We start from the raw sequence: 14170 nt of genomic DNA, 5'->3' as shown, positions 1-14170 counted from the left end.
GAAGAAGTGTGGGCTGTAGACCACACTTCTTCGGACGCAACGATCAGACCTTCAGGACCGGCGCGATGGTCTTCGAGCGGGAGCCTTCGTACGCGGCGAGCAGGATGCCGAGGACGGCGATGCCTTCCTCCTCGGTGTGCAGCGGACGCGTCTTGCCGGCGAGTGAGTCGGCGAAGTGGCCGATCTCGGCGATGAAGGTGTCAACCGGTTCGAAGTCGAAGGACTCGGTCTCGCCGGACCGGAGGCGGTAGGACAACGTCGTACCGTCGCTGGTCAGTGAGCCGAGTTCGCCGACGGCGGAGAAGCGTTCGGTCGAGGCGGCCGGCTGGTAGGCCCAGCTGGTCACCAGCTGACCGACGACTCCGTTGTCGAACCTGATCAGCACCTGCGCGGAGTCCTCGCCCTCCATGAACTTCAACCGGTGCGTCGAGAGCATCGCGGTGGCCTCGACCGGCAGCCCGCCGGCGAGGTGCAGCATCAGATAAGTGGGGTGGTACCCGGTGTCGATGAGCTCGCCACCCCCACTTGTCTTGGCGCTGGCCCGCCAGCCCATCGAGCTCGGGTCGAAGTCGTTGTAGAAGCTGTCGGTCGTCCGTACTTCGTAGACCGTGCCGATCGTGCCGGCCTCCAGCAACTCCTTCGCTTTCGCCACCGCCGGCATGAACAGCTGGTTGTGCGCGCACATCAGCGTCACACCGCTCTTGACGACCGCCTTGCGCACATCCGCTGCCTCTTCGGCCGAAAGGCAGAGCGGCTTCTCGCACAGGACGTGCTTGCCCGCCTCCGCCGCCGCGACGATCGCGTCCCGGTGCAGGTGATGCGGCAGACAGATGTCGACCGCGTCCAGGTCTTCGTTGGCGAGCATCTCGCGATAATCCGTGTACGGCGTGGCGCCGAGCTCCTCGCCGCGCTTCGCAGCCGTCTCCTCGACGGCATCCGCGACCGCGGTGATACCGATCTTGTCGGCGTGCTGCTGGTATCCCTTGATGTGGGCCGACGCGATCCCGCCGGCACCGATGAGTCCTACCTTGATCATCGGAGTACTCCTCAGCTGTAGGCGATGGCGCTACCGGTCTTGGCGGCCTCGTTCGCGGCCACCACCAATCGGGTCAACTCGGTCGCGCGGGCGATGTTCTCGTCCGCGCGGGTGCCGTTGTTGATGTGGTCGACCCACTGCGCGAAGGCGTCCTGCGAGTGCTCGGGCACCGGCACCTGCTCGCCGTTCACGGTGAGCACATTGCCGGCATCGGTGTACGTCAGCGTCCCGTCGGTGCCGAACAGCTCGATCGTGAACGGGTTGTTGCTGGCGAACCCAGCCTCGATCACGCCGATCTTCTGGTCCGGGTACCCGACGACCACGACAGCGTTGTCTTCGAGACCGCGCTCGGCGATCGAGCGGTACGTCGCACTGACCGTGTCCGGCTGCGCGCCGAGGAACAACTGGGTCAGGTAGACCGGGTGGCAGCCCAGGTCGGTAAGCGCGCCGCCGATCGCGGTCGACGGCTCGAAGAACCGCTGCGGCAACCAGCCCTCGACCCCGTCCCGCGGGATGGCGCCGTCGTGCGAGAGCCGGACCCGGCCGTAGGTGATCGTGCCGAGCGTGCCGTCGTCGATCACCTCCCTGATCGCCTGCGTGTAGCCGTGGTAGAGCCGCGGCAGGGACACCGTCAGCTTCACGCCGGCCGCATCCGTCGCGGCGACGATCTCCTCGGCCTCGGCGACCGTCGGCGCCAAGACCTTTTCGGTGAAGATGTGCTTGCCGGCCCGGGCCGCCTTGACCATCACGTCCCGGTGTACGTCGGTCGGCGTCGTGATCACCACGCCGTCGAGATCGTCGCGGGCGAGCAGCGCGTCGAGGTCGTCGGTGAACTCCACCCCGAACTGCTCGGCGGCGGACTTGCCGCGGTCCGCGTCGTCGTCCCAGACGGCCACCAGGTCCGTCCCGGGATGTGCCTGTGCCTGCCTCGAATAGTCGCCGGCATGGACGTGCCAAAAGCTGAGGGTCGCGATCTTGAGTGGGTTGGACACTCTGGTCCTCCTGATGCGAAAACGTTTCGAATCGACCGTCGGCAGATCACGGTACAACGTTGTCATCAGGTCTGGACAGGGGTGCGGCGCGCCCTTCCACACGGTGAGATCCGTGCGCAGTCCGAGTGCTTATAGTTATCCGGGAGTCCTGGATAACGTGAGGAGCCGCGATGAGCGAGGAGCCGGTCGGCGGGGATCTATCCCGGTTGCGGCAGCTCAACGCATCCGCCGTACTGCGGGAGTTGCGGGGCGATCAGCCGCTCACGCTCACCGAGTTGTCGAAGCGGACCGGGCTGTCCCGGGCGTCGACCGAAGATGTTGCACGCGACCTGCTCGGACGCGGCTGGTTGGCCGAGGTCGCGCCGGCGCTGGGGTCCGTCGGGCGGCCTGCGCGGAGGTACCGGTTCAACGCCGGGGCCGGCCGGTTGCTCGGGGTCGACATCGGCGGTCACAAGGTGCTTGCCCTGGTCACCGATCTCGACGGCGAAGTGCTGAACCAGACGCGCATCGCGGTCGACCCCGAGGCGGGTCGGCGCGAGCGGCTCGCCGTGATGGACCGCTGCGTGACGAAGGCGCTGACCGGAGCCGGCGTCGAGGCGGGCCAGATCTGGTCCACCGGCGTGGCGACGACGGGCCTCGTCGACGGCTCCGGCAAGGTGATGCTCTCCGACTCGCTCCCGGAGTGGAGCGGAGTCGATCTCGCCGCTCATGTACGGCGATTGGTGCCGGGCCCCGTCCGGGTGGAGAACGACTGCAAACTCGCCGCCCTCGCCGAAACGTGGCACGGGGTCGCTCGCTACGCGAAGGACGTGGTGTTCCTGCTCGCCGGCCTCCGCACCGGCGCGGGCCTCATCATCGACGGCAAACTCCACCGAGGCTTCGCCAACTGGTCAGGCGAGATCGGCGCCCTACCAGCAGCAGGCTGGCTAAGAGCCCCCGAACACCTCACCGCGTGGCTCGAGACCACGACCCGGCGGGACGCCTCGACGTCGGTTGGGTTCGAGAGTGTGTTTATTGCTGCTCGGGCGGGTGATCAGGGGGCTTTGCAGGCGGTTCGTGACTACGTGCGTGATCTTGCGGTTGGGACCTCCGCCCTCGTGCTGACGCTGGACCCGCAGCTGGTCGTGATCGGGGGCGGGTTCTCCCGGTCGGCGGACGTGATGGTGGAGCCGTTGCGGCGTGAGCTCGACCGCTGGTGCCTGCGTACTCCGGAGATCCGGGTGTCCGCGTTCGCCGACGAAGGGGTCGCGCTCGGCGCCGTCCGGCTGGCGCTCGAGGAGGTCGAATCCACCATCACCACCGGCCTGAGACCTTGACATAATTTCCCTGGACTCCATGATTATCCTCATCGCCCGCCCAGCGAGAGGAAGCATGATGCGTCCGTTCCGCCTGCTCAGTGCACTCGTCGTCGGCGCGCTGCTCGCCGCCCTCCTGGTCTCCCCCGCCCAAGCCACGATCAGCGGCGCCACCGCGACCAATACCGCCACCACCGTCACCTACCGCTTCTCCTACACCGGCTCCCCGCAGTTCCTCCGGGCGTACGTCGACACCGACCGCAACCCGTCGACCGGCTTCGCGCAGGCCGGCATCGGCGCCGACTACCTGCTGGAGAACGGCTCCCTCTACCAACACACCGGCACCGGCTGGAGCTGGACGCTCGTCCGCACGGTCACCTTCTCCCGCACCGGCGGAGTCGCCCAGTGGACAGTCGACCGGGCCGACCTCGCCGAGACCGCCACCCCGGGCGACGCCGACCTGATCTTCCAGGTCGAAGCTCCCCTCGAGACCTCAACGAAGTACACCCAGACGTACTCCGGCGGCGGCTCCAGCGGCGACGTGACCTACACACCGTCCTCGGAGAACTTCGCGAATCCGGAGCGCGGTTTCTACCACCACACCGGCGACTGCGACAAAGCCGACTTCTCGCAGAGCACGCTGGAGAGCTACCGCACCGGCCAGGGCATCTCGCTGGTGATGTGCGTGTTCTACCTGGCCGAGTACAAGAACGGCCCGATCGCCCAGGCCGCGCTCGACCAACTCCAGCAGCAGATCAACACCGTCCGCGCGGCCGGTCTCAAGATGGTCCTCCGGTTCGCCTACACCACCTCGACCGCGGGCGACGACACCACCAAGGACCGGATCCTGGCGCATCTCGACCAATTGGCGCCGTACCTCAGCGCTGGTCAGGACGTGATCGCGGTCGTCCAGGCAGGGCTGATCGGCGCGTGGGGTGAGTGGTACTACACGCAGAACTTCGGCAACGCCGGCACTGTCTCGAGCACGGACTGGGCCAACCGCAAGGCCGTTACCGACAAGCTGCTGAGCGTCGTTCCGTCGAGCCGGATGATCCAGCTCCGTACGCCGAAGTTCAAGCGGACCATGTACTCGACAAGCGCAGTACAACCGAGCGACGCCTACAACGGCTCGGCGCTGCCTCGGATCGGTCATCACAACGACTGCTTCCTCGCCAGCCCCGACGACTTCGGCACCTACGAGAACACCGCCGTCGAGTACCCGTACCTCCAGGCCGACACGACGTACGTCGCGATGGGCGGCGAGACCTGCGGCTCGAACCCACCCCGCTCGGACTGCCCGACCGCGACCAGCGAGCTCGCGCAGTTCCACTGGTCGTTCATCAATACCGACTACGAGCCGACCGTCCTGAACTCGTGGAACACCGGCGGCTGCCTCGCCGACATCAGCAAGAATCTCGGCTACCGCTTCCGCCTCGAGTCCGGCACGTACCCCGCGACCGCATCCCCCGGCGGCAGCCTGCCGATCTCGTTCACCGTCCACAACGACGGCTACTCGACACCGTTCAACCCACGCAACCTCGAGCTGGTACTGCGGAACACGTCGACCGGCTCCACCTACAAGCTCGCGATGAACTCCGACCCACGTCGCTGGACCGCTGGTACGTCGACCACCGTGTCGCAGACCCTCACGCTGCCGACCAGTCTTCCGGCAGGTTCGTACTCCCTGCTACTGAACCTGCCGGATCCCCTCCTGTCCACTCGCCCCGAGTACTCCATCCGCCTCGCGAACCAAGGCACCTGGGACGCGGCCACCGGAATGAACTCGCTCCTGCAGACCCTCACCGTCAGCTAGTTCGAGGAGATACCCCATGAGACGGCTTGCCGCAGCTCTCGCGGCGATCAGCCTGCTACTGCCGACGCAGCAAGCACTGGCGCACAACGCTCCCCCGTCCACGACCCGCACCTACACCACCTCCGACGAGGTGATCTCCAACCAGGAGCGCGGTTTCTACCACCACGCCGAGACGCACTACTACGCCGACAACTCCGGCTACGTCCCGCTGAACGTGACCACGCTCCGCAACTTCCGCACGCAAGAGCACATCACCCAGATCCTCCGGCTGTTCTACCTGGAGAAGTTCTCCAAGCAGGACGTGATCGACAAGCACTACCTCGACCTGATGCAGGCCGACTTCAACACCGCGCGAGCGGCCGGCGTCAAGATGATCGTCCGGTTCGCCTACGCCCTGCCGGGTGACGGTTGGCCGCCGCCCACGCCGTACGGCGACGCGCCGGTCGCGCGGGTGGTCAAGCAGATCAAGCAGCTGACGCCGATCCTGCGGAAGAACGCCGACATGATCGCGGTCGTCCAGTCCGGCTTCGTCGGCCTCTGGGGCGAGGGCTACTACACGGACTACTTCTCCAACCCGGCCGACCCGAGCCAGGTGTCCGACCAGAACTGGGCCGACCGCAAGGCCGTCATCGATGCGCTGCTCCAGGCGCTACCGAAGGACAAGATGGTCCAGGTACGGACGCCGTACATGAAGCAGCGGATGTACGACGTACCGACGGGAACCGCGGGAGGGCTGACCGCGGATCAGGCGTACGACGGTTCGGCGCTGGCGCGGATCGGGCAGCACAACGATTGCTTCCTGGCCAGCCCGGACGACTTCGGCACGTATCTGAGCGATCCGCTTCAGCTGGACAAGGACTTCGTTGCCCAGGACACCAATTACGTGCCCGAAGGCGGCGAGACCTGCGGCGTGGACGCACCTCGGTCGGAGTGGCCGTCGGCCGCGGCCGAGATGGCCCAGCTGCACTTCTCGTTCCTGAACATCGAGTACCACCCGGACGTGCTGGCCAGCTGGGGTAGCAACATCGAGATCGCCAAGCAGAAGCTCGGCTACCGGTTCGCACTGACCCAGAGCACCGTCAGCCAGTCGCACGGCAAGGTCCAGGTCGGCGTGAAGATCCGGAACGACGGCTGGGCGGCGCCGTACAACCCACGTCAGGTCCAGCTGGTGTTCCAGAACAGCAAGCACACCTACCGCATCAATGTGCCGGCCGATCCGCGTCGCTGGGGCGCCGGCCAGACCGTGAGCCTGAACTGGAGCGTCAAGCTGCCCAAGGGCAAATACGAGGTCCTGCTCAACATCGCGGATCCGAAACTGCAGTCACAGGCTCACCTGCCGGGTTCCGCGGAGACCTACAACGCCGTGTATGCGGTGCAGTTGGCGAACAACGGCACCTGGCAGTCGAGCACCGGCTACAACGATCTGCAGCAGACGGTGACTATCGGCTAAGGGTTCGGGGCCGCCGAAGTCAGTGACTCGTCTTCGGCGGCCAGGACCTTCACCATCAACGCGATGAACTGCCGCCGCTGCGCAACGGTCAGCGGCTTCAGAACTTGCTCCTGGACGTCGTCGACGATCGCGTCGAGTTCCAGGAGTCGTTCGACCCCGGCCGGGGTGATCGTGACGATGTTGCGGCGCTTGTGGGCGGGGTCGACCGAACGCTTCACGAGCCGGCGCGACTCGAGTTCGGACAGCGCCGCCGTGACATCACTGCGGTCGATCCCGGTCCCGCGGCCGAGGTCGGCCTGGCTCGCCGGCCCCCACTCGTCGAGCGCGGCCAACAGGCGGTAGTGGTAACTGCGCAGACCATCGCCAGCTGACTCGAAGGCAGCGGCGAGCAGTCCCGACGAGCGCTGGAAGTTCCGGCTGATCAGCCAGGTCGGACGATCTTCGACGCGGGCGAGAGTGCGGCTCGGCGGGTGATGCATCGGCATGGGTAGACGGTACCAGTTGTTGGCGCGGCCAACATCGGCTATGTTGGTCGAGCCAACACTCAATCAGCCGGGAGACCAACTCATGGACCAACGGATCCTGATCATCGGCAGAAGCCCGAGCGTGATCCTCGACGCTGCCGACATCCTTAGAAACAAAGGGTTTCGGGCCGATGCGACGAACCAGTTCGACGAAGTACTGACGGAGTACGACGCTACCGACTTCGATGTCGTGCTCTTCGGTGGCATGGTTCCGGCTGACACCAAGCGGCAACTGAGGGACGAGATCTCCAAGGTCAACGACCACGTCACGTTCGTCCAGGGACTCGCCGGAATCGCCGGGCTCATCGCCGCCCAGGTCGAGGGCATCGGCTCGACTGCCGACGGGGTGGCCTACGAGAACAGGACGGTGCAGCTCACCTTGAAGGAGCCGGCCGAGGTTGTTGTCGAGGCGTTCTGGGGTACGTCGTTCACGCCGCCCGAGCCGAAGAGCGCCTCGATGCGGGTGATCGAGACCCGCTTCGATGCCGGGGAGCACGTCATTCCGCTCCCCGATGAGATCCCGACCGTGGCGTCGTTCGTCACGGTGTCCGTCGGCTCAGCTGTGTACGCGTTCACGGTTGGGCCGATGCCTGAAGCAGTCACGCGCCTGGTGCCGACCGGCGGCCGGCGCTCACCGCTCCCTCCTGTCCAAGCGGTCTCGACCCACAGCTGACTAGGTCGCGTCGCGCGGGGCCGGCTGCGGTGCGAGGTCTGGACGGGTGGAGTGGGTGATGCCGGCGGCGGCGTACGCGTCGGCCTCGTCGAGGGTTTCGTGCTCGAGGAGCTGGGCGGCGATCGAGTCCAGCTTCGGGCGATTGTCGCGGAGCAGGCGGCGGGCCTCGGCGTAGCACTGTTCGATCAGGCTGCGGATCTCTTCATCGACGGTGTTGAGGAGTTGGTCGGAGACACCCGCCGAACGCGCATCGCCTTCCGCCGGGAGGATCGAGACCGGGCCGATCGCGTCGGACATGCCCCACCGGCCGACCATCGAACGTGCGATCCGGGTGGCGGTCTCCAGGTCGCTCTCGGCGCCGGTGGTGACGACCCCGAGGACCTCCTGCTCGGCCGCCATCCCGCCGAGCGCCCCGATGATCCGGCCGCGCAGGTACTCCACGTCGTACCCGTAGCGGTCGGAGTCGGGCGTCGACAGCGTCACGCCGAGCGCCCGGCCGCGCGGGATGATCGACACCTTGCGGACCGGGTCGGCGCCCTTCTGGATCATCCCGAGCAGCGCGTGCCCGCCTTCGTGGTACGCCGTACGCCGCCGCTCTTCAGCCGGCATCACCACGTTCCGCGCGGTGCCGAGCTGGATCTTCTCCAGGGCGTCGGTCAGGTCGCGTTGAGTGATCTGCGATTCGCCCTTCCGCGCTGCGCCGAGCGCTGCCTCGTTGAGAAGGTTCGCAAGGTCGGCGCCGGTCATCCCCGGCGTGGACTTGGACAGCGCGTTGAGGTCGGCGTCCGGGGCCAGCGGCTTGCCGCGCGCGTGCACCTTCAGGATCGCCTCCCGGCCCGGCTGGTCCGGTGCGTTCACGGTGATCGTGCGATCGAACCGGCCGGGTCGCAGCAGCGCCGGGTCGAGCACGTCGGCGCGGTTCGTCGCCGCGAGCGTGACGACGCCCTCGGTCCCAGAGAACCCGTCCATCTCGGTGAGGATCTGGTTCAGCGTCTGCTCGCCCTCGTCATGCCCGCCGACCGACCGCGCGCCGCCGCGGGCACGGCCGATGGTGTCGATCTCGTCGATGAAGATGATCGCCGGCGCCACCTTGCGCGCCTCGCCGAACAGCTCCCGCACCCGGCTCGCGCCGACGCCCACGATCATCTCGATGAACTCCGAAGCGCTCGCGGAGAAGAACGGTACGCCGGCCTCCCCCGCGGTCGCCCGCGCCAGCAGGGTCTTGCCGGTGCCCGGCGCACCGGACAGCAGCACGCCCTTCGGCGCCCGCGCACCCAGCCGCCGATACTTCTCGGGATCCTTCAGGTAGTCGACGACCTCCTCGATCTCGGCCTCGACCTCATCGATCCCTGCGACGTCGGCAAACGTCACTCGGACAGTGCTCGGGTCGACCGGCTTCTTCTGCTGGCCGCTGCCACCGAACAGACCGCCCAGACCACCCAGACCGCCACTGGCCCGCTGCCGCCGGATCAGCCACCAGTAGAAAGCTGCGATCAGCAGGAACGGGCCGAGCGAAATCAGCAGGTTCACCAGCACGCCACGCTGCGCGACCACCGGCGTCGCCCGAACGGTGGCGCCGCCCTTCTGCAGATCGCCGTACAGATTGTCGTTGGCGAACGTCGGCCGCTCGGTGGTGAACTTCGTGTAGTTCTGGTCGGTCTTGCCCGGCACCGGCGCGGCCGCCTTCAGCCGGCCCTGGATGGTGTCGCCGCGGGCGAAGATCTCGGCTACGTTCTGCTTCTGCACCTGAGCGGTGAAGTCGGTGTAGGCGATGGTCTGCTGGCCGCCGGCCATCTGATCCTGCATGGTGGTGAGCAGGAAGAGCACGAGGTACCCACCGACGATCCACGCGGCCCACTTCCACCAGCGCGGCCGCCGCGGCTTCTCGCTGTCACCGTGCCCAGCCGGCAGTCCCTCGGTCCGCCACGGCTTGTGAGGCGGCCGCTCTGACGACCCGCCGTTGCGGTCACTCTGATCGGGATCTGTGCCCCGGTCGGCCGTGGACGGGTCCTTCGGCGGCTGCTCCTTCTCGCTCATACAGCCAACATAGGACCTGAATCGGCTGGGAAACAGCAACGACTCCATGGTCGTACCCTGGCCCGCATGCCCACCCCACTCGTGCTCGACTGCGATCCCGGCCACGACGACGCGATGGCGATCCTGCTCGCGGTGGCCGATCCGGCCGTCGACCTGCTCGCCGTGACGACCGTGGCCGGCAACCAGACCGTCGACAAGTGCACGCTGAACGCCCGCCGGGTGCTCTCGCTCGCCGGCGCGTCCGGCATCCCGGTCGCGCGCGGTGCGGACCGGCCGCTGGTACGACGGTTGCGCATCGCGGACGACGTACACGGGCAGACGGGTCTCGACGGGCCGCTGTTCACGGACGAGCCGTCCGTGCCGGAGTCGCCGTACTCGGCGCATGAGGTGCTGGTCGACGTACTGCGGACCAGGTCGGTGACGATCGTGGCGACGGGGGCGCTGACCAACATCGCGCGGCTGCTCTCGGAGGAGCCGGGCTTGGCCGCGAACATCACCGAGATCGTCTGGATGGGCGGATCGACCGACCGCGGCAACATCGCACCGCTCGCCGAGGCGAACGCGTACGTCGATCCTGACGCGGCTGATCTGGTCGTCCGGTCGGGTGTGCCGTTCACGATGTGCGGGTTGAACGTCACGCATCAGGCATTGGTGACGGAGGAGGTCCTTGAGCGGTTCGATCGGATCGGGACGCCGTTGGCGCGGGTGTGTAGTGAGTGGATGACGTTCTTCGCGTCGACGTACCGGGACCTGTTCGGATTCGAAGCGCCGCCGCTGCACGACCCGGCCGCTGTGGCGCGGGTGATCGATCCAGCGATCGTCCGGTGCATCGAGGCGAACCTCGTAATCGAAACCCAGGGCGAGTGGACGTCCGGCGCGACAGTGGTCGACCTCGATGGCTACACAGGACGGCCGGCGAACGCCCGAATCGCAGTCGAGCTGGACCAGGACGCGTTCTGGGACAGGATCGTCGCCGCCGTAACCGCCCTCAGCTGACTGCTTCGTCTGCTGGTAGCGGAAGAGCCTTCTCCCTACCTGCGATGTGCCGCAGGGTGGAGGGGACGACGCATCCGGGAGGAAGCATGTACTTGGAGAAGCCCGCCGCAACCTGGCCGCCGGGAGAGCCGGAGATCCCGAAGCCGTGGCCTGCGGTTCCACCGAGGCCCGGCGTACCCGGTCCAGGTCCAGGAGTGCCGGGGCCCAGAGGTCCGCAGCCTGGGGTGTCGCCGCAGCCGATCTTGCCGTCGTGGTACGAGCCGAACTCGATCAGTCTCGAGCGGGAGCTCGCCGACCGACTGCTCGAGCAGCGGACGATCCTGGTCGACGGTCGGTTGGACGACGCGCTGGCGAGTCACGTGGCGGCGCAGCTGCTCCTACTCGATGCCCGCAGCAACGACCCGATCACGCTGCACCTGTCCTCGTCGGAATCCAGCCTAGACGCAGCCCTCTCGGTCGCCGCTGCGATCGACCTGATCACCTCGCCCGTACATGCCGTTGCCCGCGGCACCCTGCGCGGCCCGGCAATCGCCGTACTCGCAGCCGCCGAGCAGCGCGAAGCCCACCGCCACACAATGTTCGTCCTCTCCTCGCCCCACTACTCAGCTGAGGGCACCGCTGACCAACTAGCCGCCCTTGCCGACCAGCACGAACGCCAGGTCGCCCGCCTCCGCGACCTCATCGCCCAAGCAACCGGCCGCCCGGCGGACGAGATCGCCACCGACCTAGACCCCGGCCGAATCCTCACCGCCGAAGAGGCCCGAGACTACGGCCTAATCACCCGCCTCCTCTGACAGTTCGCGGTTGCCCACTCAGCTAGAGGTTTGCCCACTCAGAATCCGAGCGGGCAACCCTCCACCTCAGCAGGCAACTCCCCACCTCAGGGGGCAACCCTCTAACCCACGGGGCGCCCACCCAACTGGAGGGTTGCCCACTGAGAATCCGAGGGGGCAACCCTCTACCTCAATGGGCAACCCCAGCTCAGGGGGCGAGGTTACGCGCGGCAGGACGGAAAGACTCCGGGACCTTTGTTCAGGTGGTGGTGAGAACGAGGCGGCCGGTGGTGTTGCCGGTTGCTTGGCGTTGCCAGGCGGTGGCGACGTCGGCGAGGGTGACGGTTTCGTGGGCGATCGCGATCGCGCCGGTTGCCGCGTGCTGCAGTACGGCGGTTAGCGCGTCACGTCGCTGGTCGGTGGTCAGTGCGTTGTTCGTGTAGCCGAGTACGCTCGCCGTCCGGCTGCGGAGTACCGCCGACGAGAACACCGCCTCATCACCCGACGCCCCACCGAGATTGACGAGCCGCCCGCCGACTGCGAGCACCCGCGCGGCGGCCGTCGCGGCCGGGCCGAAGACCGGGTCGATCACCACGTCGTACGTCGGATCGCCGAGCCGCCGCGTCAGTTCGTCGACATCGGTGCTCAAGGCAACCACCTCGTCCGCACCGGCCCCGAGCGCTCGTTCGCGCGCCGCATCCGACCGCACCACCGCAACCACCCGCGCGGCCCCGAGCACCCGCGCCGCCCCGATCGCCACCTGCCCGACCGCTCCCCCACCACCGAGCACAAGAACCCGCTCCCCCGGCTCCATCCGCGCCCGCCACGTCAACGCCATCCACCCCGCAACCCCCGACAACCCAATAGCCGCCACCGCCGCATCCCCCACCACACCGATCGCCCCGCCCTCCACGTCAGCATCCGCCACGCCGCCGGCCGCCGCCTCGCCATTCGGCGCAGTCGCGTCGAGTGGGCCGCGTCCGCCGCCTTCCGGTGCTGCCGGTCGCGCAGGGTCGAGTGGGACGAGGGCGTCGTCCGGTACGGCGGCACGTTCGGCGAAGCTGCCGTTGCCGGCGGCCATTCCTGCTGTGGTTGCGAAGAAGACTCGGGTGCCGGGCTCCAGGATCTCGGACTGTTCGATCACGCCGACGCCCTGCACGCCAGGGACGTACGGCAGCCCCGGCGGGCCGAAGTACGACGTACCCGAAGCGCACAACAGGTCGAGCGGGACGACCGGCGCGGCAGTGACCCGGACGATCGAGATGCCCTCCGCGGCAACGGGGTCCGGGTGTTCGCCGTGTGTCGGTGGCTCGCCGTGGGTGTGCAGTACTGCGGCTCGCACGCGGCCTCCTCAGGTAGCGATATCGGGATAAGGCAGTGACAGGTGCTGCAAAGCACGCCCGTACGCCTTCTGGTACTCGAGCGGCCCGTGATCACGCTCGAACATCGCGATGAACAACGTCAGCGTCAGGAACGGATGAGCCCCAAGCCCGAACAGCGCCACATGATCGTGCTCCCGCAGCGCACGCCGCTCCTCGTCGGTGAAACTAAGCCACGTGGACCGCTCTCCCGTGTGGCAGTTCAGGATCTCGTTCGCCAGCTCCTGCTCCCACCAGCTCACGGTCCCGGCGGCGTCCTCGCGGTACCGCTCGACCAGCTCCGGGTCGCGATCGATGGTGTACAGGAACTTGTTCAGCAAGTACTTACTCATGCCGGCACCCCGTTCGGGTACCAGGTGAAGTACGCCTCCATCGTGTGGAACAGGTCCAGCGAGTCGACGTGATCCGCCTTCGCCCCGGCACCCGCGACACCCATCATCAGCATGAAGTCCATGAACCCGTGGGTCGCGTTGCCCGGCTCGTGCAGGCTATCCAGCGTCACCTCGGACAGGCAACCGTCGACGTCGCCGCGCGCGATCCACTCCACCGCCTTCCGGTCGAACTCCGGATCCGGCCCGTGCGCACCGAACTGCCGCGGCCCGCCCAACTCCAGCGACAAGTGTCCGGTGCCGATGATCGCCACCCGCTTGTCGCTCGGCCACGACTCGACCAGCTGCCGGATCGTCCGGCCCAGCTCGACGAACCGCCCCGGCCGTGGCAGGGGCGGCGCGAAGATGTTGGTGTAGATCGGCACGATCGGCAGATCCGCGTCGGGGCGGAGCGTGATGATCGGGCAGGTGATGCTGTGGTCGATCCGGAGTTCGTTGCTGAAGGCAAGGTCAAAGCCGGCGTCCAGCCCGTTCCGCAGAATGTGTCCGGCCAGCTGCTCGTCACCGGCCAGCCGCATCCGCGGCAGCCCGAACTCGCGTTCCTCGTTGTACCAGTTCGCGTCGAAGTACGGCGCCTTGCCGACCAGGAACTGTGGCATGTTGTCCAGCCATAGCTGGTGGAAGTGGTCACTGCCGACCATCACCAGGATGTCCGGGCGCGCCTTCGTCAAGGTCTCCCGGAAGGCCTCGATCTTCGCCACCCACTCGTCGGCGAACGGCGGCCGGTCGGCACCTGTCGCGGTACTGGCGCGATAGTAGAACGGGTGGTGCGTAGAGGCGATCACAGCGGCGACTGTGGCCATGCGGTGCTCC

13 protein-coding genes are annotated in these 14170 nt (G+C 67.4%); 6 read left to right on the top strand and 7 right to left on the bottom strand.

The features are described from left to right. Positions 1-43 precede the first annotated feature (43 nt). Entirely contained in the window at positions 44-1036 is a 993-nt protein-coding gene (locus EV650_RS03050) for a Gfo/Idh/MocA family protein (protein WP_134115092.1), read from the bottom strand. An 11-nt stretch (positions 1037-1047) separates the two neighbouring features. Continuing rightward, entirely contained in the window at positions 1048-2028 is a 981-nt protein-coding gene (locus tag EV650_RS03045) for a Gfo/Idh/MocA family protein (protein WP_134115090.1), read from the bottom strand. Positions 2029-2198: 170 nt separating this feature from the next. Here EV650_RS03045 and EV650_RS03040 point away from each other — a divergent pair, with 170 nt between their 5' ends. From EV650_RS03040 to EV650_RS03030, 3 genes are read left to right on the top strand one after another with little or no spacing between them, the layout of a single operon-like run. Next, entirely contained in the window at positions 2199-3344 is a 1146-nt protein-coding gene (locus EV650_RS03040; protein WP_134115088.1) for an ROK family transcriptional regulator, read from the top strand. A 55-nt stretch (positions 3345-3399) separates the two neighbouring features. Then, positions 3400-5136, top strand: coding sequence for a DUF4832 domain-containing protein (locus EV650_RS03035; RefSeq protein ID WP_238173996.1), 1737 nt, complete (start codon positions 3400-3402; stop codon positions 5134-5136). A 16-nt stretch (positions 5137-5152) separates the two neighbouring features. Continuing rightward, positions 5153-6586, top strand: a complete 1434-nt coding sequence (locus EV650_RS03030; RefSeq protein WP_134115086.1) for a DUF4832 domain-containing protein — start codon at positions 5153-5155, stop codon at positions 6584-6586. Here the strand turns inward: EV650_RS03030 and EV650_RS03025 are convergent. Continuing rightward, positions 6583-7071 carry a MarR family winged helix-turn-helix transcriptional regulator gene (locus tag EV650_RS03025; protein WP_202874342.1) on the bottom strand — a complete coding sequence of 163 codons (489 nt, stop codon included), beginning with the start codon at positions 7069-7071 and terminating at the stop codon, positions 6583-6585. The genes EV650_RS03030 and EV650_RS03025 overlap by 4 nt on opposite strands. Before the next feature lie 82 nt (positions 7072-7153). Here EV650_RS03025 and EV650_RS03020 point away from each other — a divergent pair, with 82 nt between their 5' ends. Next, the gene (locus EV650_RS03020; protein ID WP_134115084.1) at positions 7154-7783 is read left to right on the top strand and encodes a hypothetical protein; all 630 of its coding nucleotides are present in this window, start codon (positions 7154-7156) and stop codon (positions 7781-7783) included. Here the strand turns inward: EV650_RS03020 and ftsH are convergent, their stop codons facing one another. After that, positions 7784-9820, bottom strand: coding sequence for an ATP-dependent zinc metalloprotease FtsH (gene ftsH, locus EV650_RS03015; protein ID WP_134115082.1), 2037 nt, complete (start codon positions 9818-9820; stop codon positions 7784-7786). It abuts the gene before it with no gap. 66 nt (positions 9821-9886) lie between these two features. On the opposite strand from ftsH, the gene EV650_RS03010 reads away from it, so the two are divergent. Together EV650_RS03010 and EV650_RS03005 are read left to right on the top strand one after the other, a co-directional pair. Next, positions 9887-10816 (top strand): nucleoside hydrolase, encoded by a 930-nt coding sequence (locus tag EV650_RS03010; RefSeq protein ID WP_134115080.1) that lies wholly within the window; start codon positions 9887-9889, stop codon positions 10814-10816. Between the two features lie 194 nt (positions 10817-11010). Next, a complete protein-coding gene (locus EV650_RS03005; protein WP_166677998.1) occupies positions 11011-11610 on the top strand; it encodes an ATP-dependent Clp protease proteolytic subunit in 600 nt (199 codons plus the stop codon). A gap of 238 nt (positions 11611-11848) precedes the next feature. On the opposite strand, the gene EV650_RS03000 is transcribed toward EV650_RS03005, so the two are convergent. From EV650_RS03000 to EV650_RS02990, 3 genes are read right to left on the bottom strand one after another with little or no spacing between them, the layout of a single operon-like run. Then, positions 11849-12931: a quinone oxidoreductase family protein gene (locus EV650_RS03000; protein ID WP_134115076.1), complete on the bottom strand. Its 1083-nt coding sequence runs from the start codon at positions 12929-12931 to the stop codon at positions 11849-11851. Between the two features lie 9 nt (positions 12932-12940). Continuing rightward, positions 12941-13300, bottom strand: a complete 360-nt coding sequence (locus EV650_RS02995; RefSeq protein ID WP_134115074.1) for a hypothetical protein — start codon at positions 13298-13300, stop codon at positions 12941-12943. Then, a complete protein-coding gene (locus EV650_RS02990; RefSeq protein ID WP_134115073.1) occupies positions 13297-14160 on the bottom strand; it encodes a DODA-type extradiol aromatic ring-opening family dioxygenase in 864 nt (287 codons plus the stop codon). The genes EV650_RS02995 and EV650_RS02990 overlap by 4 nt, the downstream gene beginning before the upstream one ends. Positions 14161-14170 lie beyond the last annotated feature (10 nt).

Source organism: Kribbella kalugense, assembly GCF_004365875.1.
In the GTDB taxonomy this organism is placed as follows: Bacteria; Actinomycetota; Actinomycetes; order Propionibacteriales; family Kribbellaceae; genus Kribbella; species Kribbella kalugense.
Note: the sequence above shows the minus strand (reverse complement) of the source record. Positions and strands in the feature narration are given on the sequence as shown.

Excerpts from the sequence above, each read along its gene's own strand:
- EV650_RS03050 (WP_134115092.1), bottom strand. The coding sequence starts at position 1,036 with ATGATCAAGGTAGGACTCATCGGTGCCGGCGGGATCGCGTCGGCCCAC.
- EV650_RS03040 (WP_134115088.1), top strand. The coding sequence starts at position 2,199 with ATGAGCGAGGAGCCGGTCGGCGGGGATCTATCCCGGTTGCGGCAGCTC.
- EV650_RS03035 (WP_238173996.1), top strand. The coding sequence starts at position 3,400 with ATGATGCGTCCGTTCCGCCTGCTCAGTGCACTCGTCGTCGGCGCGCTG.
- EV650_RS03030 (WP_134115086.1), top strand. The coding sequence starts at position 5,153 with ATGAGACGGCTTGCCGCAGCTCTCGCGGCGATCAGCCTGCTACTGCCG.
- EV650_RS03025 (WP_202874342.1), bottom strand. The coding sequence starts at position 7,071 with ATGCCGATGCATCACCCGCCGAGCCGCACTCTCGCCCGCGTCGAAGAT.
- EV650_RS03020 (WP_134115084.1), top strand. The coding sequence starts at position 7,154 with ATGGACCAACGGATCCTGATCATCGGCAGAAGCCCGAGCGTGATCCTC.
- ftsH (WP_134115082.1), bottom strand. The coding sequence starts at position 9,820 with ATGAGCGAGAAGGAGCAGCCGCCGAAGGACCCGTCCACGGCCGACCGG.
- EV650_RS03010 (WP_134115080.1), top strand. The coding sequence starts at position 9,887 with ATGCCCACCCCACTCGTGCTCGACTGCGATCCCGGCCACGACGACGCG.
- EV650_RS02995 (WP_134115074.1), bottom strand. The coding sequence starts at position 13,300 with ATGAGTAAGTACTTGCTGAACAAGTTCCTGTACACCATCGATCGCGAC.
- EV650_RS02990 (WP_134115073.1), bottom strand. The coding sequence starts at position 14,160 with ATGGCCACAGTCGCCGCTGTGATCGCCTCTACGCACCACCCGTTCTAC.